General features: G+C 45.3%; 18 protein-coding genes, 1 tRNA gene and 2 pseudogenes. 11 read left to right on the top strand and 10 right to left on the bottom strand.

Annotated features, from left to right (window positions below; genetic code table 11):
• Positions 1-16: 16 nt before the first annotated feature.
• From ACI0FF_RS13855 to ACI0FF_RS13835, 5 genes are all read right to left on the bottom strand, one after another.
• On the bottom strand, positions 17-796 hold the full coding sequence (locus ACI0FF_RS13855; RefSeq protein ID WP_419797387.1) for an ABC transporter ATP-binding protein: 780 nt from the start codon (positions 794-796) through the stop codon (positions 17-19).
• Complete coding sequence (locus ACI0FF_RS13850; protein ID WP_419797386.1) at positions 793-1,569, bottom strand: ABC transporter ATP-binding protein; 777 nt, start codon at positions 1,567-1,569, stop codon at positions 793-795. The genes ACI0FF_RS13855 and ACI0FF_RS13850 overlap by 4 nt, the downstream gene beginning before the upstream one ends.
• Positions 1,569-2,675: a branched-chain amino acid ABC transporter permease gene (locus ACI0FF_RS13845; protein WP_419797385.1), complete on the bottom strand. Its 1,107-nt coding sequence runs from the start codon at positions 2,673-2,675 to the stop codon at positions 1,569-1,571. Before ACI0FF_RS13845 ends, ACI0FF_RS13850 begins: the two co-directional genes overlap by 1 nt.
• A gap of 4 nt (positions 2,676-2,679) precedes the next feature.
• Positions 2,680-3,696 (bottom strand): branched-chain amino acid ABC transporter permease, encoded by a 1,017-nt coding sequence (locus ACI0FF_RS13840; RefSeq protein ID WP_419797384.1) that lies wholly within the window; start codon positions 3,694-3,696, stop codon positions 2,680-2,682.
• A gap of 92 nt (positions 3,697-3,788) precedes the next feature.
• Complete coding sequence (locus ACI0FF_RS13835; RefSeq protein ID WP_419799712.1) at positions 3,789-5,117, bottom strand: substrate-binding protein; 1,329 nt, start codon at positions 5,115-5,117, stop codon at positions 3,789-3,791.
• Positions 5,118-5,383: 266 nt separating this feature from the next.
• Here ACI0FF_RS13835 and ACI0FF_RS13830 point away from each other — a divergent pair, with 266 nt between their 5' ends.
• Together ACI0FF_RS13830 and ACI0FF_RS13825 are read left to right on the top strand one after the other, a co-directional pair.
• Complete coding sequence (locus ACI0FF_RS13830) at positions 5,384-6,952, top strand: helix-turn-helix domain-containing protein (RefSeq protein WP_419797383.1); 1,569 nt, start codon at positions 5,384-5,386, stop codon at positions 6,950-6,952.
• A gap of 72 nt (positions 6,953-7,024) precedes the next feature.
• Positions 7,025-7,576, top strand: a complete 552-nt coding sequence (locus ACI0FF_RS13825) for a DUF2493 domain-containing protein (RefSeq protein WP_419797382.1) — start codon at positions 7,025-7,027, stop codon at positions 7,574-7,576.
• Between the two features lie 129 nt (positions 7,577-7,705).
• Here ACI0FF_RS13825 and ACI0FF_RS13820 read toward each other — a convergent pair whose 3' ends face one another.
• The 4 genes from ACI0FF_RS13820 to ACI0FF_RS13805 all read right to left on the bottom strand — a co-directional run bounded on the left by ACI0FF_RS13820 (position 7,706) and on the right by ACI0FF_RS13805 (position 11,218).
• On the bottom strand, positions 7,706-8,251 hold the full coding sequence (locus ACI0FF_RS13820) for a PhnA domain-containing protein (protein WP_419797381.1): 546 nt from the start codon (positions 8,249-8,251) through the stop codon (positions 7,706-7,708).
• An 85-nt stretch (positions 8,252-8,336) separates the two neighbouring features.
• Entirely contained in the window at positions 8,337-9,842 is a 1,506-nt protein-coding gene (gene amaB / locus ACI0FF_RS13815) for an L-piperidine-6-carboxylate dehydrogenase (protein ID WP_419797380.1), read from the bottom strand.
• On the bottom strand, positions 9,843-10,907 hold the full coding sequence (locus ACI0FF_RS13810; RefSeq protein WP_419797379.1) for a saccharopine dehydrogenase C-terminal domain-containing protein: 1,065 nt from the start codon (positions 10,905-10,907) through the stop codon (positions 9,843-9,845).
• Positions 10,908-11,002: 95 nt separating this feature from the next.
• Positions 11,003-11,218 carry a hypothetical protein gene (locus tag ACI0FF_RS13805; protein WP_419797378.1) on the bottom strand — a complete coding sequence of 72 codons (216 nt, stop codon included), beginning with the start codon at positions 11,216-11,218 and terminating at the stop codon, positions 11,003-11,005.
• A 136-nt stretch (positions 11,219-11,354) separates the two neighbouring features.
• Here ACI0FF_RS13805 and ACI0FF_RS13800 point away from each other — a divergent pair, with 136 nt between their 5' ends.
• The 3 genes from ACI0FF_RS13800 to ACI0FF_RS13790 all read left to right on the top strand — a co-directional run bounded on the left by ACI0FF_RS13800 (position 11,355) and on the right by ACI0FF_RS13790 (position 12,841).
• On the top strand, positions 11,355-12,041 hold the full coding sequence (locus ACI0FF_RS13800) for a glutathione S-transferase family protein (protein ID WP_419797377.1): 687 nt from the start codon (positions 11,355-11,357) through the stop codon (positions 12,039-12,041).
• A gap of 90 nt (positions 12,042-12,131) precedes the next feature.
• Positions 12,132-12,224 (top strand) — tRNA-Ser (locus tag ACI0FF_RS13795).
• 338 nt (positions 12,225-12,562) lie between these two features.
• Positions 12,563-12,841 (top strand): hypothetical protein, encoded by a 279-nt coding sequence (locus ACI0FF_RS13790; RefSeq protein ID WP_419797376.1) that lies wholly within the window; start codon positions 12,563-12,565, stop codon positions 12,839-12,841.
• 32 nt (positions 12,842-12,873) lie between these two features.
• On the opposite strand, the gene ACI0FF_RS13785 is transcribed toward ACI0FF_RS13790, so the two are convergent.
• Positions 12,874-13,530, bottom strand: a complete 657-nt coding sequence (locus ACI0FF_RS13785) for a response regulator (RefSeq protein WP_419797375.1) — start codon at positions 13,528-13,530, stop codon at positions 12,874-12,876.
• Between the two features lie 176 nt (positions 13,531-13,706).
• Between ACI0FF_RS13785 and ACI0FF_RS13780 the strand changes: the two genes are divergently transcribed.
• From ACI0FF_RS13780 to ACI0FF_RS13755, 6 genes and pseudogenes are all read left to right on the top strand, one after another.
• Positions 13,707-16,253 (top strand): PAS domain S-box protein, encoded by a 2,547-nt coding sequence (locus tag ACI0FF_RS13780; RefSeq protein WP_419797374.1) that lies wholly within the window; start codon positions 13,707-13,709, stop codon positions 16,251-16,253.
• On the top strand, positions 16,207-17,469 hold the full coding sequence (locus tag ACI0FF_RS13775; RefSeq protein ID WP_419797373.1) for a response regulator: 1,263 nt from the start codon (positions 16,207-16,209) through the stop codon (positions 17,467-17,469). Before ACI0FF_RS13780 ends, ACI0FF_RS13775 begins: the two co-directional genes overlap by 47 nt.
• 14 nt (positions 17,470-17,483) lie before the next feature.
• Complete coding sequence (locus tag ACI0FF_RS13770) at positions 17,484-18,665, top strand: HD domain-containing phosphohydrolase (protein ID WP_419797372.1); 1,182 nt, start codon at positions 17,484-17,486, stop codon at positions 18,663-18,665.
• Positions 18,658-19,827: a response regulator gene (locus ACI0FF_RS13765; RefSeq protein WP_419797371.1), complete on the top strand. Its 1,170-nt coding sequence runs from the start codon at positions 18,658-18,660 to the stop codon at positions 19,825-19,827. Before ACI0FF_RS13770 ends, ACI0FF_RS13765 begins: the two co-directional genes overlap by 8 nt.
• A gap of 87 nt (positions 19,828-19,914) precedes the next feature.
• Positions 19,915-20,061, top strand: a pseudogene (locus ACI0FF_RS13760) (transposase); the annotation flags it as partial.
• Between the two features lie 123 nt (positions 20,062-20,184).
• Positions 20,185-21,201, top strand: a pseudogene (locus ACI0FF_RS13755) (IS110 family transposase); the annotation flags it as partial.
• Positions 21,202-21,512 lie beyond the last annotated feature (311 nt).

The raw sequence follows: 21,512 nt of genomic DNA, 5'->3' as shown, positions 1-21,512 counted from the left end.
TTGATCGTTTGATTAATCAGATTGCCAGATATTCTTGACGCAATTCTGCGTTATCAAGAACTTCTTGCGCTGTTCCATCAAAGACGATTTGGCCTGCATCCATGATAATGGCACGGTCAGCCAAGTGCAGTGCGGCAATTGCATTTTGTTCCACGATGATCGTTGTGATACCGAGCTTTTTAATATCTTCAAGTGTTTTTTCAATTTCGTGAACGATAACAGGGGCCAAACCCTCGTAAGGTTCATCCAGCAATAACAACTTGATATCTTTGGCAAGTGCACGGGCAACAGCCAACATTTGTTGTTCACCACCGGACAAGGTCACTCCGATCTGATTATGACGTTCACCCAGACGGGGGAACAGTTCGTACAGACGTTGGATCGACCAGCCTTTACGACCTTCGATCTGTGCCAGTTCAAGGTTTTCTTGAACGGTCAGGCCAGGGATAATGCGGCGATCTTCCGGCACAAGGGCCAGACCGGCGCGTGAGGCTTGAAACGATTTCATGTCGTGAAGCGGTTCATGGTCGAGCCAAATTTCACCGTGGTGAAGTTGCGGGTCATCCGTGCGGGCAAGTGCGCGCAGTGTGGATGTTTTTCCCGCACCGTTTCGTCCCAAAAGGGCGACGATCTCACCTTCGTGAATGTCGAAACTGACCCCTTGCACGATGTAACTTTCGCCGTAGTAGGCATGGACATCCCATACGGAGAAAAAAGCCGGATCGGTCCCCTGCGATTTAATCGGCTGCAGGGTTTTTTTAAGCGGACCGCTATATTGTGCGATTTTATCACTCATAGATGTGCCCCTCCGAGGTAGGCTTCTTGTACGCGCGGATCGCCCTTCATTTCTTGAGGTGCGCCTTCCGCGATGATGTGTCCCCGTGCCAGAACGCTTACTTTTGTCGCCAGCGAGAACACCACATGCATGTCGTGTTCGATGATGACTTTTGTAATTTTGCGTTCTTCGCCGATCTTTTTCAAAAGATCGATGGTGTTGTTGGTGTCGGCGCGTGCCATACCAGCGGTCGGTTCATCCAACAATAATAGTTTGGGATCTTGTGCCAAACACATGGCCAGTTCCAGACGACGTTTGTCACCGCGCGATAGAGAACCGGAATGCATGTTACGTTTTTCCAGCAAACCAACATCGGACAGGATATGTTCTGCCGCGTCGGAAATTTCACCACGTGACAAAACACCACCCCAGGAATTGAAGCGATAAGATCCATCCAGATGGGCCATAACCGGGATCATGGCATTTTCAAACAGGGTCAGGTCTTCAAAAACTTCCGGTGTCTGGAAGACACGAGAGATGCCTTTTTGGTTAATCGCGTGTGGTGGCAGACCGAACAGGGTTTCGCCTTCCGGTTTGTTACCATAATAAAGGACGGTTCCTGTATCGGGAACTAAACGGCCCACCAGACAGTTCAGGAAGGTAGATTTCCCTGCACCGTTTGGACCGATAATGGCATGAACAGATCCTTCTTCGACAACAAGGTTGACATCGTCAAGAGCCTTCAGGCCGGAGAAGTTTTTATTAACGCCTTCAACAGTAAGAATAGATGACATTATTCTGCTCCTCCTGCGCTATGGGCATTTTTTTCTTTTTTGAACTTAGTGGCAATGCGGCGGAAGCCTTCCATTGCACCACCAGGAAGAAAGATCACGATCAACATGAATAGAACGCCGAGTGTCAGATGCCACCCTTTACCGACAAACAGGCTGGCAAAGGAAACCCAGATACCCTGAATGAAATCGGGCAGGAAACCGAAAACCTGATTGAGAACAGCATCGTTAAAGGCAGAGAAAATATTCTCAAAATATTTGATCACAATCGCGCCGATGAACGGACCAAGAAGAGTCCCGACACCGCCAAGGATGGTCATCAAAACAACTTCGCCAGAGGCTGTCCATTGCATCCGTTCTGCACCGGCCAGTGGATCAATCACGACCATCAAGGCACCCGCAAGGCCGGCATACATACCTGAAATCACAAAAGCAGAGAGCAGGTAAGGTTTGGTGTTCAGGCCTGTGTATTTCATACGGTTCTGGTTGGATTTTACCGCCAACAACATCAGGCCGAAAGAAGAACGATACAATCGCACGGAAATATAGAAACCGATGATCAGGATCACCGCGCAGAAGTAGAAACCGTTGTAACCACTTAAGCCCATGCCGAAAACTTCGGTTGAAGGTAAGCCTTCTGTTGTCACTGTGTCCAGAATGCGCGGGTCAGTAGCTGTTAATGTCAGGCCGGTTTCGCCATTGGTGATCGGCGTGAGGACCGAATATGCCAGATTGTAGCACATTTGGGCAAAAGCCAATGTCAGAATGGAGAAGTAAATCCCGGAGCGACGTAGTGCGACAAATCCGATTGCCAGAGCAAACAAGCCGGAAACGGCGGTTGCGAACAAAACGGCAGGGATCGCGTTCATGGTCAACAGTTTAAAAGACCACATGGCTGTGTAGGAGCCAATGCCCAAAAAGGCAGCGTGACCAAAGGAAAGGTAGCCGGTAAAGCCGAACAGGATGTTAAACCCGATGGCGAACAGGCCGAAGATGGCAAATTTCTGCAACAGGTCAGGATAACCTGCGCCCACAATGCCGGCCCATAATGGCATGGTCAGGATGACCGCACCGAAAATAAGCACAAGGATATTGTCTTTCATGTTCATATGCTTAATCCTCCATCACGCCTTCACGACCCAGCAGGCCACGCGGACGGACCAACAAAATGATCACCGCGACGAGATAAATAATGATCTGGTCGATACCGGGCAGGATGGATTTAATTTCAGTCATCGATGCAAAGGATTGCAGGATACCGAGCAAGAAACCAGCCGCAACCGCACCGGGCAGGGAGCCCATGCCGCCGACCACAACAACGACGAAGGAAAGAACAAGGAATTCCATACCGATATGATAATCCGGGGGTAAAACAGGTGTGTACATCACACCAGCCAGACCGGTGACCACGGCAGCGAGACCGAAGACGGTGGTGAATTTCTTGTCGATATCAATGCCGATCAGCCCAACGGTTTCGCGATCCGCCATCCCGGCACGCACAACCATCCCGAAGGTGGTTAACTGCAAGAAGGCGAAGACGGCACCGACGACGGCGAAGGCAAAGAAGAAGTAAATTAAACGCCACCACGGATAAACGATCGCATCGCTAAGGCCGAACCAAGCCCCGACATGGGCGGAACCGGATACGATGTCAGGCGCCGGTGTCGGGATTGGGTTGGCACCAAAATAGGCTTTGACCAGTTCTTGAAGAACGATGGCGAGACCGAAGGTGACAAGAATTTGTTCTGCGTGTGTGCGCTTATAGAAGCGTTGGATAAGGCCGCGTTCCATCACATATCCGACACCAAGCATGATGGGGATTGTAATCAGAAGGGCAAGCGGGACAGTCCAGTCGATCAGGGCCTTACCTGTATCACCAAACCAGATTTCCAAGTAGGGGACTTCTTTGTAGGCCTCGAAAAAGGTAACACTTTCGTCGCGCACTTTCATTGACATACTTAATACTTTTTGCAGCGAAACCGCGCAGAAAGAACCCAGCATGAAGAGCGCGCCGTGGGCGAAGTTAACTACGCCAAGTGTCCCAAAGATAAGGGTCAGACCAAGTGCGATCAGGGCATAAGCGCCCCCCTTATCAAGACCGTTGAGAAGTTGTAAGAAAACAGCTTCCATAGCTCTCAATTCCAAAAATCGGTATTAAATTTGTTTTTTTAAAAGAATGGTCGCTTCTGAAACAGAGAGCGACCATTCACTGTCATTTGAAATTAGACTTTGTACGGGCCTAATTCGCCACCAAAGATCTTGGCGTCGTAAGTGACAACTTCTCTCGGAACTTCTTTAACGATTTCAAGAAGATCGAACTGAGAAGATGGGTTTTGGTTACCGCGTACAACAAGAACGTTTTTGAAGCACTGGTGGTCTTCTGCACGGTAAAGGGTCGGGCCGTTGCCCATGCCGTCAAATTCAAAGCCTTCAAGTGCTTTGATCATTTCCGGCGGATAGAAAGTACCTGCAACTTCACACGCATTTGCATAGAGCAAAGTCTGGCAATAGCATGTATGGGCAGCCTGTGACGGCGGGAAGCCGTACTCTTGACCAAAGGATTTAACAAAGGCTTGTGAACCAGCATCTTGCAATGCCCAGTTCCAACCTGTTGTCCCCAGAATGCCTTTGATGTTGTCGCCAGCACCTTGTGCCATCAAACGAGAGAACAGCGGAACGATGATTTCGAACTGCTTGCCGTTGACTTGCTTGTCTTTCAGGCCGAACTGAATCGCTTGTGTCAGCGAGTTGATCATGTCTTTACCATAATGGTTCAGGATCAACACATCCGCACCGGAGTTCAGAACAGGGGTGATGTACTGAGAGAAGTCACCTGCACCAACCGGAGTTTTAACAGTTGCAACTGTTTCCCAACCCAGACCTTCTGTGGTGTTTTTGATGGATTCTTCTTGCGTCCAGCCCCATGTGTAATCGGCTGTCAGGTGATAGGCACGACGATCAGTACCCAGTTCTTCTTTCAATACCGGACCCAGTGCAACACCGGACATGTAAGCGTTGAAGAAGTGACGGAAACCATAACGACGTTTGTCTTTACCTGTTGTATCGTTGGAGTGTGTCAGGCCAGCCATGAAAACAACGCCGGCTTCTTGACACAAAGACTGAACGGCAATTGCCACACCGGAAGAAGACCCACCGGTAATCATTAATGCGCCGTCTTTTTCGATCATACGTTTTGCAGAAGAACGTGCCGCGTCAGATTTGGTCTGTGTATCGCCTGTTACGAATTCTACTTTTTTACCCAGAACGCCGTTGCCTTTTAGGGACAGCGGTTGCATGGTGTTGAGCATACCGCCGTCGCCTTCACCGTTCAGGTGTTTTACGGCCAGTTTGTATGCACGCAGCTCGTCTGCACCTTCGTCTGCATAAGCACCGGTTTGCGGAACGTTAAAGCCCAAAGTAATGGACTTGTTGTTACCCGGGTTGTTTACGAAGTCAGCGCCCCATGCGTTACGTGTAAAGAAGGACGGTGCTGCAACGCCTGCTGCTGCAACCGCTGTACCCTTCATAAACGAGCGACGATTTACTTTCATATCTACCAAAGTCTTACTCCCTGTTTGGTTGACATTTATCATTAAGAATTTCCGGTATGGTTTTACTGTTATCCGTCAATTCTAAGCTATTTTTGACCTTACGGTACTTTTGTAATTATTTAATAGGAGTACAGGTAATTTTTAAAAAGAACAATAAGCCTTTGACGCAACGGTATTTTTTTGTCAATTTCATAAAGTAATTTTGTGTGAATTTGTAAATTATTGACATTGCGCTGCAATAAAATTATTGACCGGAGAGACAGGTAATGGCTCGTGCACCCATTGGTTTGAAAATTAAAAAACAACGAAAACAGGTCGGCGTTACACAGGCGCAATTGGCGGAGCGCTTGGGCATTTCGGGATCATATCTGAATCTGATTGAAAATAATAAACGTGCGATTGGCGGAAAATTGCTGCAGCGCATCTCTCAGGAACTCGGGCTTGATATCGGTTCACTGGATGGAGAGAGTGATCGCCGTCTCATTATGGATTTAAACGAACTGACCACTGACCCTTTATTTCAGAATATGGATTTAACGCATGCGACGGCACCGAATCTTGTGGGGCAGCATCCGCGTTGGGCGCGGGCTTTAAAAATTCTCTACCGGACGTATGTAGATCAAGGCCAAACAATTAAAGCGCTTTCGGAACGTCTCAATTATGCGCCTTATATTGATGATGCGATTTTCCAGATGTTGACGAATGCGACGGCGATCCGCTCTTCCTCAGAGATTTTAGGAACGGCCTTGGATATGAAGGAGGTGGACCGTGTGCAGTTTTTGTCTATTCTTTCTGAGGAAAGTCAAAAGCTGGCAGAGGTTGCCGCCGGATTGGGTAACTTTTTGGATAATGCAAAAGTCCAAACCCGGTCCATGACACCCGCTGAAGAAGTGGATGACTTTGTCATGGATCATCAGGGTTTTTTTCCAACATTGGAAAATGCGGCGGCGGATATGTTGGCGGCGGCGGATTTCCATGGCGGTGATACAGAACGCGTCATTCAGGATTTTTTGGAACAAAAATTCGATGTGAAAGTAACTTTTTCAAAAGATCGTGAAATTGGCTTTGTCGGTAAATTGCATCAATGCAGCTACAACCCGACCAAACGCGTGTTAAGTGTGCCATCATATGCATCGGCCTTGACGCGACGATATGAAATGGCTTGCTTACTGGTTGAATTATCTCTGGCTGATTTGATTTCAGAAGAAATTCGAAAGTCGGATTTTTTAATCACGCCGGCTGCCCAGGAACTTGCGGCTATTGCGTTGATTTCATATTCTGCACGCGCATTATTGATGCCGTATGATGAATTTCTCGAAGATGCGGTGCGAGAACGTTATGATGTGGATGTCTTATCGCGTAAATATACGGTTAGTTTTTTACAGGCGGCCAGCCGATTGGTCAGTTTGCGAAAAGCAAGATCAGAAGGGATCCCTTTCGCCCTGATGCATATTAATGCGGCAGGCCGTATTATCAAGCGTTTGACGCTGCCGCGTCTTCCCATTCCCCGTCACGGGAATGCCTGCCCTTTGTGGGATATATACAGTTCTTTTCAAACCCCGGGGCGGATTGTGCGTCAAATCACGTTGTTCCCCAATAAAGAACGTTTTTTGTTTTTTGCAAAGGCTGAGGCCTCCGACCAGCATGGTTATTCGCAACCGCGTGTCCTCAAAGCCACCATGTTGGCCTGTGATGCCTTGCATGCGGAACAGACTGTTTATGCAGATGGATTGGATATGGGTTCTGAAAAATTGAGCGATCGGGTTGGCCTGAGTTGCCGTCTATGTAGTTGGCAGGATTGTGCCCATCGTGAAGAAGCCCCAATCTTATCGTAACCAAAGGGGGTGCCGAACATTTTGAGTTATGATATAAAGGGCGCTCATTTCAGCCAGTAAGGAGGGGGAGAGATGAAAACGATTATCGCAGGCTCACGTCAAATTGAAGATAAAGAAGCCTTGGAACAGACTATTGCCGCATCCGGTTTTGATATTACAGAAGTGGTGTCCGGGACATGTCGTGGTGTGGATGTGATGGGCGAGGAATGGGGGCGTACCAATGGAGTTCCTGTCCGACCATTTCCCGCAGATTGGTTGACGCATGGGCGCGTTGCCGGTGAATTACGTAACAGAGATATGGCCAATTACGCCGATGCGCTGGTTTTGTTGTGGGACGGGAAAAGTCCGGGCGCAAGTTGTATGTTGCGTGAAGCCAATAAAGCTGGAATCAAGGTTCATACCCAAATTTACGGGGTTGATATGGGGGGTCTTGAGAAACTGGAACGCGAGATTGTCGATTATGTTAATGCGGGTAAAGGGCGTATTGTGTTCAAGGATAATCACTGGAGCTGGGAAGTTGCGGATGAAAACGCGCCCAACCTGTGTGATGAGGCCATTAGCGAACTGATCCGAATGGATGTCATGCAGGAAGAAACCATTACGATTTTGAAGTTTGCAGGCTGATATTTTTTATTTTACGCGTTCCGCCCTGTTTTGGTTTGCTCTTCTCACATTCGATACATTGGCCGATCTTCAGACGCTTGCATCGTGCTTGTGTTGCAGGTTTACAGGGCGGGATCGCTTTCTTCATGATTAAGTGGATTTTTTCACGAACTTTGTCAAAATTACAATTTGTTGCCCGTTGACACGGCCTTCAATATGTTCGGCGTTATCGGGAACCAGCGAGATATTGCGCACGGCTGTCCCGCGTTTGGCAGTAAATCCGCCGCCTTTAACATTCAGGTCTTTAATCAGAATGACGGTGTCACCGGCTTCTAACAAGGCCCCATTGCTGTCGATATGTTTGACGTCATCATCATCTGCGTCTTGTGACATGCCTGCTTTGGCCTTTTGCAGGACATCATCTTCCAGATAGAGCATGTCCAACGCGTCTTGTGCCCAACCTTCGCCTTTTTGTGCCAGTGTGGTCAGTAAACGCCAAGCCATGATTTGCACACCGTTGTCTTGAGACCACATGCTGTCGTTCAGGCAACGCCAATGATGGACATCCATTGTGTCATTGTTTTCAATCTGGCTTTTACAAGTATTGCAGACCGTGATGGTTTCCTCGGCTGTCACGTCAAAGGTTGAAAGTGCGTCCGTGCTGGAACACAGGTCGCATTGGGAAGCGAGGCTCATGGTCGCAATGTCCTATTTAATAATGTAAAATGATGGCGCGCTTTTAGCAGGAAATTCCTGTTTTGCATAGGGGAGGGGGCATAATTTAATCATGCCCAAAACTGATCCCTTGCGCCAATGGCATATCATGGGAATAATTGATGGAATTGGTTGTCCGGCGCATATAGTTACGCCAGGCATCCGATCCGGTTTCGCGGTCACCGCCCGTTTCTTTTTCACCACCGAAGGCCCCGCCGATTTCAGCCCCGCTTGGCCCCATGTTGACATTGGCAATTCCGCAATCTGATCCGTTGGTGCTGAGGAAATATTCAACCTCCTGCATATTGTCTGAAATAATACAGGATGACAGCCCTTGCGGGACATCATTGTGTAAATGTATGGCATTCTCAAAATCATCATAATCGACGACATACAGAATGGGAGCGAAGGTTTCTTCACGCATAATCGGGGTTTGGTTTGGCATTTTTACAAGGGCAGGGGTGACGTAATAGGCTTCTGAATAGATATCCTGTAAAATGCGCTCACCGCCGTGGCGTACTTCGCCCCCTTCGGATTTAGCGCGGTTGAGGGTGGATTGGAATTTTTCAAAGGCGGCCTTGTCAATCAGCGGACCAACCAAGGTATCTTCGTTTAAAGGGTTACCGATTTTCAGACTTGCATAGGCCTGTTCGATCCGTTTGAGCAATTCTTTACTGAGAGAGGCATGAACGAAGATACGGCGCAGGGATGTGCACCGTTGCCCACAGGTTCCGACCGCGCCAAAGACAATGGCACGCACGGCAAGGTCAAGATTGGCATGTGCCGTGACGATCATGGCATTGTTGCCACCCAGTTCCAGAATGCGCCGCCCAAATCGCTGGGCAACACTGAGGGCAACGGAGCGGCCCATGTCGCTTGATCCGGTTGCACTGATCAATGCCATATGCGGATTACTGACGAGGGATTTACTGTGTGTTGTGCCGCCGATGATAACTTGTGCAAGATCGTCGGGGGCTTCATCCCCGAATTTCTCAATGGCGCGTAACAGTGCGTTTAATGTGGCGATACCGGATAGGGGTGATTTTTCCGATGGTTTTAAAATAATGGGATCGCCGCAGATCAGGGCATTGGCGGCATTCCATGCAAAGACAGCACAGGGAAAGTTAAAAGCGGTGATAATGGCGACTGGACCAAGAGGGTGCCATTGTTCCATCATGCGGTGATCTGGGCGTTCGCTGGTGATGGTTTTCCCAAACAACTGACGCGATTGACCAACACAGAGGTCACAGATATCAATGGCTTCTTGAACCTCTCCTAACCCTTCTTGTAGAATTTTCCCGACTTCGAAGGAAATAAGTGTGCCGATCTGTTCTTTACTGGCACGCAGTTCTTCCCCCCACAGACGAACCAGTTCACCCCGACGTGGTGCGGGTATATTGCGCCATTTTAAAAAAGCTGCCTGTGAACGTTCTGCTATTTGGCCAATTTCGTTCAAGGGCGTTTGAAAAATTTTGGCTATTGAAGAACCGTCAATGGGACTGATTATGTTGAGGTCACCATTGCCGTCAACGGGGAGTTCCAGATCTTCTAAAATATCGCGAAGGTGGGGCATTTATCTTTCCTCTCGATAGAGTGCGCCGGATTTCGTATTGAGAAAGGCGTCCAGTGAAATATCTTCCTGTTTGAGAAAACCTGTTTGGGGCAAGGTGCCGTCTCTGACCATTTCGATAATAGCACAGACCGATGCGGTGGTGGTCCAGGCGATGGCGCGGCGCATGTCCTGATCAATTTTTTTTGGGTAGTAGGTGCGTACAAATTCGCGTCTTTGCAAATGCCCGGCGATTTCCCCTTCGACGGAGGCATGGATCACGACCATATCGTCATCCACACGTGGTTTGGCGTTGGTGAGAATTTTGCCGGCTTCTTCGCGTCTTTCGCGCATGAGCAATTCATGGAAGAAGAAGTTCATCAACCGGGCATGACCGGGATAGCGGATGGTTTTATAATCAAGATTTTCCACCCGTCCTTTAAAGGTTTCACACATGGTGCCCAAACCACCGGATGTGGTGAAAGCTTCGTATTTGCGCCCATTGACATGCAGGGTTTCAATCCATTCCATTGGGGAAACCCATTTATGTTGGCCTTCTTCGATGACCTCGCAATCATTCAGGTATTCGTTGACGACCCCTTCGGGGGACCAATTAAAGGCATAGCCTAATAGACCTGTTGGATGTTGTGGTAGCGCCCCGACCCGCATGCGAATGGCGCGCACCCGATCAAACGGGGTGCTGAGGTGGCTTGCGACAATGGAAATGAACCCTGGAGCAAGGCCACATTGCGGGGCCATTAAACGCTTACTTGTTTGGCTGAGTTCTTGCACTTTCTTGGTGACGTGCACATCTTCGGTCAGATCAAAATAGTGCAAATTCAAATCATGGGCGATTTGGGCAACTAATGGATTGAGGGCGTAAGGAAGGGCCGAAAGTACCCCGTCAAAACTTTTAAGTTCCTTCTTTAACTGTTCAGCGTTGCTCAGGTCTGTTTCAAGGGTGGTATAAGGCAGCTCTTGATGGGGTGGAAATTGATCAAAACCGACAACCTGAAATCCGGCTTGCTGTAATAAAATACCAGCTAATGTGCCAACATTCCCAAGCCCCAATAAAGCAATCTTATGCATTGGTCATCCTCCTCTCCCGTTTATCCTTTTGATATGGGGGGATGGGAGGAAAGATTAAAGGGGGGATCCCGTTATGGACTATAGGAAGCGCTGTCTTATCGCTTCAAGCCAGAGGCATCGCGTCCGCTTTCGGTAATCGTGGTTTTATGAAACCCAGCACCAAACTGGGACCGTTTGACCCAGCCATGCTTTTCACATTCGATAATGGTACGTTCAAGGATTGTGTTGGAAATATTGTCGGCAACAGCGATGTCACCGGACATAATCAGTAGTTCCAGCAGGAGCTTTTGTTGGGGAAGGACCTCGTTCATCGGGAAACCCTCTTAGATTGATAAATGGACATTTTTTGTTAATTTATGTGGAAATGTGAATTGCTTCATATTTATACTACCACAATTGTATAGTCTATCTGCAAAGTTGTTAACATTGCGATAATGGAAAATTGAAATGATTGATCTTTATTCATGGCCGACACCCAATGGTCACAAAGTTCATATTATGCTGGAAGAATGCGGCCTTGAGTATCAGGTACATGGTATTGATATCGCCAAGGGTGATCAGTTTCAGCCCGATTTTTTGAAAATCAGCCCGAATAATAAAATACCTGCCCTGATTGATCATGACGGACCGAACGGTCAGGAAATGAGTGTTTTTGAAAGTGGCGCAATCTTAATCTATCTTGCGGAAAAGACAAAAAGTCCGTTATTGCCGCAAGACCCGATGAAACGTTATGAGGTCTTGCAATGGCTGATGTTTCAAATGGGGGGTATTGGTCCGATGTTGGGGCAGGCCCATCATTTCCGCATCTATGCCCCGGAAAAGGTGGAATATGGGATCGAACGCTATACGAAGGAAGCAACCCGTCTTTATGGTGTGATGGAAAAGCGATTGGGTGAGGCGGACTATCTGGCCGGTGAATACTCGATTGCTGATATCGCTTGTATGCCGTGGATCCGCTCTTATAAGAATCAGGGGCAGGAACTGGATGATTACCCCAATTTGAAACGCTGGTTTCTGGCGATTAAAGACCGTCCGGCAGTGCGACGCGGGTTGGATGTTTTAAACGAACATACCCGCACAAAAGCTTATGATAAGGATGAGTTGAAAACCTTGTTTAACGTGGATAAAAAATAATTGTGAAATAAAACGTTTTGATCGTTGACAGGGCAGCCGTCTGTTTGTAGAAAACCCATCTCAAACAGACGGACGTTTGTTTGCACATATGGACAGTTGGGTGAGTCGGCTGAAACCACCTCCCTGCTAAGGAGGCATACCCTTTATCGGGTATCGAGGGTTCGAATCCCTCACTGTCCGCCATAATTCTAAAAGCGAACCGCTGATTTTCAGCTGGTTCGCTTTTTCTTTGCATTTAGAAATTGTGCCAATTAAAGAACAAACCCATTTAAGCGAAAGTTCATTTGTGGGCTAGTTTGTGGGTAGGAATTATGGAGTTCGGGTAAGTTCGTTAGTTCGGGGGACAGTTACCGAATTACATGGGTAATTAATTACATGGGTAATTCCGAATGGACCCCGGAATTTCGGAATAGGGTCGGAATAGGGCAGGAATAGGGACTCCGGAATAGGCGGAATAGGTGACCCCGGAATAGGGCGGTCGATCACTTTGATGAGAAGTGCAATGTAAGGTCTGTGATGGTATGCTTATGGTTATGAGATACTTTTCAGTCATCTGGGCCGCTGCCCCATTGGTCATTACTGCTATACTAACGTTATCTGCAGGCGGACTTTTCTTTTATGTCTGCTTCCCGCCAGAAGCCTCTGTTTTTAACTTGAGCTTTTTGGCTATCTTCACAGCGGTTTTTATGTTTTTTGTGTTTGCTATGTTTGGTCTTGCTATCGGAATGATCTTCGATCTTTTTGAAGATGTAGCCGAGGCATTTAAAGTGTTTTTCGACCTGTTTAAGCCTCTACCGTAATCGGTGACGGGTTCAGATAAAGAGCAGGGAGCTTATTCGTCTTTAAAATAATCATCCCATGTATAGGCGGGGTTTTTTGACAAAACCTTTTGTTCTGGCCAGGAATTGGTGTTTGAAAAATCTGTCTGAGAAAGAAAGTCGCTATGTTCCCCCACAACAGGGGCAAATGCCTTTAAAGTTGTTTCAGGTAACCAGCACTTTATACTATGTGGGATATCATTTATCCCTAAAACGCCTCTCATGAGCAATAACTTGACAAAATCACATAAAGCGCTCTGAACTTCCGAAACACTTGCTGTTTTGTCCTCTCTGACTGTTCGTTTGCTTGCGAGTAGACAGGCATTTTCTATCGTGCTAACCAATAATTCGGTTGGACAGGGTTTCGCCAGATAAAAATGATCGGATCCAACTAATCGAAACGCGGTTTCTTGATTGCAGTGCCCTGACAAAACGATACGAGCCGTATCAGGATATTTTTTTTGAATAATCCCAAGTAATTCCTCACCACTCATTTCAGGCATCATCATGTCGCTCACGATGGCATTATATTTTTGTACCTGAAATTTATCTAAAGCCTCGTGACCACTTTGTACAAAATCTATATTCCATAGGTTTTTGTAAGCACGAAGGCTACGTTTAATTCCACGTAATACTTTTTCTTCATCATCTACAAAGATTATATTGAGCATTTTGTGTAACCATAATTAGTTAACCTTACTTGATTTGGGGTTGAATTATTCTATTTCAACAACAAATAGATATGCATAAGTATTACTACATATCGGCACTTTAGTGCAACAGCTTGAAGTGGTAGAATGTTGTTGGTTAAATAGTATAGCGTGGATTGTCTTGATGGAGAAAGCAGATGATTGGAAAAAGCATATCCGCTGCCCTAAAAGATTTTCCTGAAGAAGTCCAAACAGGAATTAATGCGCTCTCGCAAGGGATCAGCATCTTCAGTAAAGACCTTATACTGATTTTCTATAATACAAAATTTCAAGAAATTCTTGACCTTCCTGAAAGCCTTCTTATCAACAACCCGCATTTTGACGACCTTATCCGATATAATGCCTTGCGAGGTGAGTATGGCAATGTGGATGTGGAAGAGAAAGTCAAGGAGATGCACCAACTTGCCCAAAATTTCACACGACACCAGTTTATTCGAAAAACGGGTTTGGGGCGTTCAATTGATATCAAAGGCGTTCCTATTCCGGCAGGTGGTTTTGTCACAACCTATACAGATGTAACAGAACTGGTAGAGGCAAAAGAAAAGTTTGAAGAAGCATCGCAACGTTTCAAAGATTTTACGGAAGCCGCATCTGATTGGTATTGGGAAACGGACGAGCAATATTGTTTTACTTTTTTTTCCGAAAGACTTGAAACAATTTTAGGGGTTCCGGCTTCTTCATTACTCGGAAAGAAACGTGGCGAGCTGGCAGCTGATGGTGGTGATGTAAAATGGATTGAGCATCACCGAAAAACAGAAAACAGAGAGCCTTTTGAAGATTTTGAATATGAAATCAAATCTCAAGATGGATCAGGGGAAACGAAGTTTTGCTCAATCAGTGGGCGACCCATTTTTGATAAAGAAGGTAAATTCATTGGATATAGGGGGGTTGGCAAAGAAATCACAGAAAAAGTGATGGCAGAACGTGAACGTAACAGAAGTCATGTGGACCAAATTATTTTATCGGATATTTTAGAGCTTTCCCTTACAGATTTACCCCTTGATGAATTATTGGAAAAGGTTTTAGAGATAATCCTCAGGGAAAATCGCAGAGATTTTTCGAACAAGGGATGTGTCTTTTTGTTTGATGACACGAGCAACCACCTTCGAATGGTTGCGAGTATTGGTTTGCCCAGTCAGGTCGTTAGAAGATGGAATATTTTAGAATATGGACATCACCTGTGTGGTAATACAGCGCAAAATAAAGAAATCATTTTCTATTCAAATCATGCTATAGATAATGAATTAAATGGCCTTCATATACCCCAATATGGGCACTATTGTGTGCCTATTACCCTAGAGAGCAAACTCTTAGGGCTTATGAATCTTTATATTGGGGAAGACCATCAACAATCCGAAAAAGAAATTACATTTCTCAAGTCAATTGCAGATACAATGGCTGGGATAATATCACGTTGGCAAACACAACAAGATTTGCGCAAACTCAGTCAGGTGATAGAGCAAAATCCATCTGCTATTCTAATAACGGATGTGTCTGGCAAAATTACGTATGTTAATCAATCATTTATTGATGGCAGCGGCTATACTTCACAGGAGGTTATCGGCCAAACACCAAGAATGTTTAAATCTGGTGCAACAACGCCGGAAGAATATGAAAAGCTGTGGAAAACGATATCCTCTGGTCAGGTTTGGAATGGTGTATTTCATAACAAAACAAAAAACGATGAACGCCGTTGGGAACGTGCAACGATTGTCCCTATCAAAAACCGTCGCGGTAAAGTCATTAGTTACGTCGGTATTAAGGAAGACATTTCAGGGATAAAGGCACAGGAAAAAGAACAAGAAAGACTGGAACGTGAACTCCAACAAGCCCAAAAAATGGAAGCAATTGGACAGTTGGCAGGCGGCATTGCCCATGAAATCAATACCCCGACCCAATATGTCAGTGATAATTTACTTTTCTTAAAAGAAACTTGGGAAGATTTGATAGAGCTTTTTTCCCTTTATCAGAAACTGCCTCAATATCTAATTGAATCTGATGAGGCGAAAAATTTTATAGAAGAAATTGATGAACTTAAGGATGAGCTAGACTTTGACATCATGACTGAAGATGTCTTGGAAGCTTTGGGGGATGCAATTGAGGGAACAACACAGATTTCGCGTATCGTTAAGGCGATGAAAGATTTCTCTCACCCTGGACAAAAAGAAATGGTTTTAGCTGATTTGAATAAGGCCATTCAAAGCACGGCAACTGTTTGTAAAAGCGAATGGAAATATGTCGCTGACATCAATTTTGAACTGGATGAAACGCTCCCACAAGTACAGTGTCTGCCCGGAGAGCTAAATCAGGTATTTTTAAATATGATCGTCAATGCTGCCCATGCGATTGAAGAACGCAATAAGGCAGAAAAAAACAGCCAAGTCAGGACGATTACGATCAGAACCATTGCAACGGATAAATATGTTGAGATTCAAATACAGGATCAAGGAAACGGCATTCCCGCGCATGCTCAAGACAAAATTTTCAATCCATTCTTTACGACTAAGATTGTTGGAAAAGGAACAGGGCAAGGGCTTTCTATATCGCACGATGTCATTGTAAAAAAACATAATGGTCGAATTTGGTTTGAAACAAAAGAAGGAGTTGGCACCACGTTCCATATTTCCATACCGATAAATGGTAGAAAACAAACCAATGAAGGGGAGGGAAATTATGAGAAGTAAGGAGCGTAATAGTCGTATTCTCTTTGTAGATGATGATAGTGGTATTTTAAGGGGGTTGCGTAAAAGTTTACGCAAAAAGCGCCAGGAATGGGATATGCGTTTTGCCTGTGGAGGATATGAGGCCTTAGAACTCTTGGCAAATGAACGCGCAGATGTTGTTGTTAGCGACATGCAAATGCCGGAAATGGATGGTGCAGAACTGTTGGAAATTGTGCGAAAACGTCATCCTCATACAAACCGTATTATATTGTCAGGTTACACCAAGGAAGAAAGCATCATAAAAACGGTTGGGCCTGCGCACTTTTATCTGGCAAAGCCTTGTAAAACGGAAGACATAATTGATGCGATTGATCGCTTGATTAAGCTCAACTCCTATGTCGGTGACGAAGCACTAAGAGGTTTTTCTACAAGTGTGAAACGTTTACCTAGCATACCTTCAATTGTTCGGGAACTGATGATAGAACTCGAAAAAGAAGATGCCTCTATCGAAAAAATTGCAGAAATCACAGGTAAAGATATCGCCTTAACTGCGCAAGTCCTACGTCTGACCAATTCCGCCTTTTTTTCATTGCCGGTCAAAGCTACGACGCCTTTGCAAGCGGTAAAACTTCTGGGAATGGAGACGGTTAGAGATGTTGTGTTGTCAGCTGGTGTCGTTGGCGTTTTTCGCGGGGATAAAGAAGATGCCGATCGGATTGAACGCTTAAGCCAAAATTGTCTCCTGATAGGTGCTTTAGCAAAGGAAATCTGCGAGTACTGGTCGTTGTCACAGGAAGAATGCGGACAGGCTTCTTGCGCTGGTGTGGTTTCCCACCTTGGGACCCTTCTTTTACAAACAGCCGACTACGATAGATTTCATGAGGCTATGGCAAAACTGGATGGGGAACTGTCTGATGTTGTCGAAGCCGAAGAGTCTGTTTTCAAGACAAGTCATCAAAGCTTGGGAGCCTATATGCTCGGGTTATGGGGGTTCTCTCTCCCGATTATAGAAGCCATTTCATGTCATCATGCCCCGCCTCCAGAGTTGCTACGACGGCGTTCACCTACTCTTGCAGTTTATATTGCCCAAGCACTGACAAAAGGTGAGACATGGACTGCAGAAGAAAGAGAAAAGCTGAAAGAGGATTTGGATTGGGAAAGAATAGGTCATTTGGTTGACGAAAAGGAGTTTCATGTATGGCTTGATCTCCTAAATAAAATTACCAAATCAAGATAGGGGAGGGGCGGCGAATGTCGAAGAAGGTATTGTTGGTTGATGATGAGCCCAGACTTTTAAAGTCACTATCACGTCACCTTAAAAGACAGTTCGATCTCTATACGGCAGAAAGTGGCATCGTGGCTTTGGAGCTTGCCAGAACACAAGGCCCGTTTGCTGTTATTGTGTCGGATATGAATATGCCCGAAATGACCGGTGTAGAGCTTTTAGAATCAATGCATGCCAAGTATCCCGATACAGTGCGAATGATGCTGACTGGTAATGCTGATCAGGAAACACCTATTCATGCCATTAACCAAGGGCAGATTTTTCGTTTTTTCAACAAACCAGTTGCGATTGAGAGTTTGGAAAAAGGGATTGCAGATGCTTTACGACAATACGAACTGATCACGGCGGAAAAGATCTTATTGGAACAAACGCTCGCCGGTAGTGTAAAGGTTTTAATGGATATTCTTTCGATCGCAGACCCTCACGCTTTTGGACGAGCCACCAAAGTTCAGGTTTGGGCAAAAGATATTGCTAAAGGCCTCCATTTACCAAATGCGTGGGAAATAAAAATTTCGGCTTTGCTGTCCAGTATTGGTCGCATTTCCATTCCAGATAATGTCATTCAGAAACTGAATAAATCTATGCCATTAACTGATGATGAAAAGGAAATGACCGCGAAGATACCGCAAATTGGTAAAGATCTTATCATCAATATTCCGCGTTTGGATGAAGTGGCTCAGAATGTTTTTTATCAGGATAAGAACTTTGACGGATCCGGTTATCCAAAAGATCACCTGTCAGGTCAAAGTATTCCCATTGGCGCAAGGCTGCTTCGCATATTAAAAGACCTATCAGATTTTTCCGACGGTAATCTACCAACGCTTAATGAAATTCAACAGTTGGATCGCTGGCCGGAACGTTATGATCCTGAACTGAAACGAAAGGTACAAGGATATTTTGAGTTTCGTATAAAAAAAGAAAATGATCAGCCTAATGTAGAATTAAAAAAGATGAATATTTCACAGTTGCTTGCAGGGTACACTGTGCAGAGTGATATAGAAACAGAAGACGGTCTGCTAATACTGGCTGCGGGTGCCAAGCTTAGCATTGCACAAGTCCAACGTCTTCATAACCTTGTACAGGCATATACATTTAAGGAACCGGTCTTGGTTGACATCACAACACGTAAAGGAGACGGAAATGAATGATGAGAAAATTCTACTCCTTGATGATGACAAACGACTGCTTTTGGCAATGGAGCGCGTCTTTCGCAAGCGATATCAAGTCGTAATTGCTTGTGAAGGAGAGGCAGCTTTAGAGAAGCTAAACACAGAAGGTCCCTTCTCCGTCATAATCTGCGATATGATGATGCCAGGGATGAATGGGATAGAATTTATTCAAGCTGCCCAAGCTATAGCCCCTGAGAGTATTTATATCATGCTGTCAGGGCAGGCTTCACTGGAAACAGCTGTATCTGCACTAAACGAAGGCTTGATTTACAAATTCTATACAAAGCCTACTCCTTTGGAGGAGCTAATCAAGTCCATTGATGAAGCAATACAGGAATATCATCTCAATTTAGCGAAAAACAACTTATCGGAATTAACCCATAACTATCATCTATCAAGCGATCTTGAAGACAATGTGGTCAAGAAGCTGGAAGATGCATCTCAGGCCTTGCAATATGAAGCTTCGCGTACCCTTGTCGAGATACAAAAACACTGTGGAATACATGTCCGGGCTGTGAAGCTTGCCAATAGTTGCGACAGCAGTTTTATGGAAGTTTCTTTCGATAGTGGAACAGTGGATAAAATTAGAAATATTAAAAATATTCTTGGTAATTCGCCTGAGGTTGTGGCGAAAATTGATATTCTTATGTTGGGGGAGATTTCATCTCATATTTATAAAAACATAAATATTTTACAAGAAGAAAAGTTAATTACCGAAGTTCACTTCTCCACATTATACAATAGACGGTTTTTAGAAATGTATCTTAGGATATGTCGTTCCCTAATTGATGTTGTTCGGGCATCTTTATCTTTAAAGGTCGTCGGTATCCCGGATGATATTTTGCCCAGTCGGTTGACTGAATTGCTTGGGCGTCTAAGGCCTTTTACCCAAACGATTTTCATTGATTTATCCGGGGTTATAAATGCAGACCGATTTGTTAACCAGTTGGCTGATGTTGTTTTGCTTTTTGAATGTAACTCTCTTCTTGTGCCGAAAACAGCGGAACAAAAACTGGAAGTAAAGAAAACAATGACATCTCTTACTCATTCCTCAAACAAGGTGTTTTTTCAAGGTTGTCCTAGCGGCATAGAAAAAGAACTGATCAATAAATGTAGGGTGGATTATTTCACAAATCAATAATGTAAAATAATCTAGGTCCTGTTGACAAAGTGGGTTCACAAATTGCTTAGAATGTGATTCAAGACTTCTTTTTATGAGGAGAAGTCTATGCGGAATTTGATGAGCGACGATGAATGGTTATTCTTCGAGCCATTCCTTCATGCCCAAGGGCCAAAATCTGGCCGTCCTCCCTCAAATCACCGCCTCACTCTTGATGGTATTTTTTGGATTGCCCGGACAGGAGCACCTTGGCGTGGTAATACCCCCATTTTTAGAGGGTCGGAAAAGGAGAATCTCTAAGCGGCTGTCTGTGCCATTTCCAGTTTCTGTATCGGCGTTATACCGCCGAGGGCCATATTGGGGCGTTCATTGTTATATGGTTTAGCGCGCACACGAGAAGCTTTGCATAATGGCTGGGACAAGAATGATCCAAAAGATGCCCAGGTCATTTTGCATATGCTCAAGATCGGAGCATCTCAATATTACCACGACCCTATTGCCGCAAATATCAACGATATTCAGGAATTGTCCAAAACACATGAATTGGTTTCTCGAGCAAAAACGCAAATCTGGCATCGCTTGCTGACCCACTATTTGCCTCTGTATTTTCCAGAGGCGGAAAGGTTTAAAGGCAACAGTCGCACTGATTGGTTTCTGGCTTTTTTAGATCAATTCCCAACACCAGCAAGCATTACGGCCCTAAGTGAAAAGGATTTTATCAAAAAAGCATGGTCGGTGGTGGGGCGCAAAGTTGCAAAAACACAAGTCTTGTCCAATATTTATGCCATTGCCTCCTCATCAACTGGCCTGCCAGTGCCCATAGATTCGCCAGCCATTGCTATGTTCCGAATGGTTCTGACAGAAGCCCGTGGGCTCATCCAGCAAAGAGATCAAATAGAAAGATACGCTGAACAGCTTCTGTCTCAACATCCAGATTACATAAAGCTTATTCAGATACCCGGAATTGGGCCGATCAATGCTTTAACAATTTTGGCCGAAGCTGGAGATTTACGTCGATTTAAACATCATCGTCAGTTTCTTAAATTTTGTGGTCTTGATTTAGCCACCCATCAATCTGGGCAATTTAGAGGTCAAAGCAAACTCTCAAAATTTGGGAATGCAAGATTACGACGTACCTTCTGGATTGCCGGACAAATTGCTATTCGACAAAAGGAGAATGCTTTTAGAGATAAATTTGAACGCTATATTGCCAAAGATCGGGACAATCCCCATCTCAGACGCAAGGCGTTATCAGCTATTGCCGCAAAGTTGGCCCGTGTAACCCATGCCATCATCAAAAGCGGTAACGATTATCGCCCATTCTATGAACGGGCGGTGCCAAGTGGAAGGACCTCTCTCTGTAGCGGCCGTGGAGGCACAAAAGTGACCTCGTAGATAATGTTTGGGCCTTCTGCTTGGAATTGTATCTCGTATTGAGAACGGTGAGGGACGATAAGACGTACCCTGTATTTGCTATGGTTGAAAACGCTTTCTATAGACGGCAGAAGCCACTTGGTTTATTGTTAAAAAACGTTGTCAAAGATGGCAGCGTATAGAGTTTTATTGGCTCAAACTGTTAAAACCTTCCCTATATAGAACGTTATCTGAGCGAATAACCCTTGGTTTGCCTCGCCATTCAATGATGCGATCAAGGGCTCTAACGACACGTTCAGCCGGTAAAGAAAAATCAATTTCAATGCCAAGAC

This window comes from Terasakiella sp. 4MB5A (assembly GCF_050058155.1).
Taxonomy (GTDB): domain Bacteria; phylum Pseudomonadota; class Alphaproteobacteria; order Rhodospirillales; family Terasakiellaceae; genus Terasakiella; species Terasakiella halodenitrificans.
Note: the sequence above shows the minus strand (reverse complement) of the source record. Positions and strands in the feature narration are given on the sequence as shown.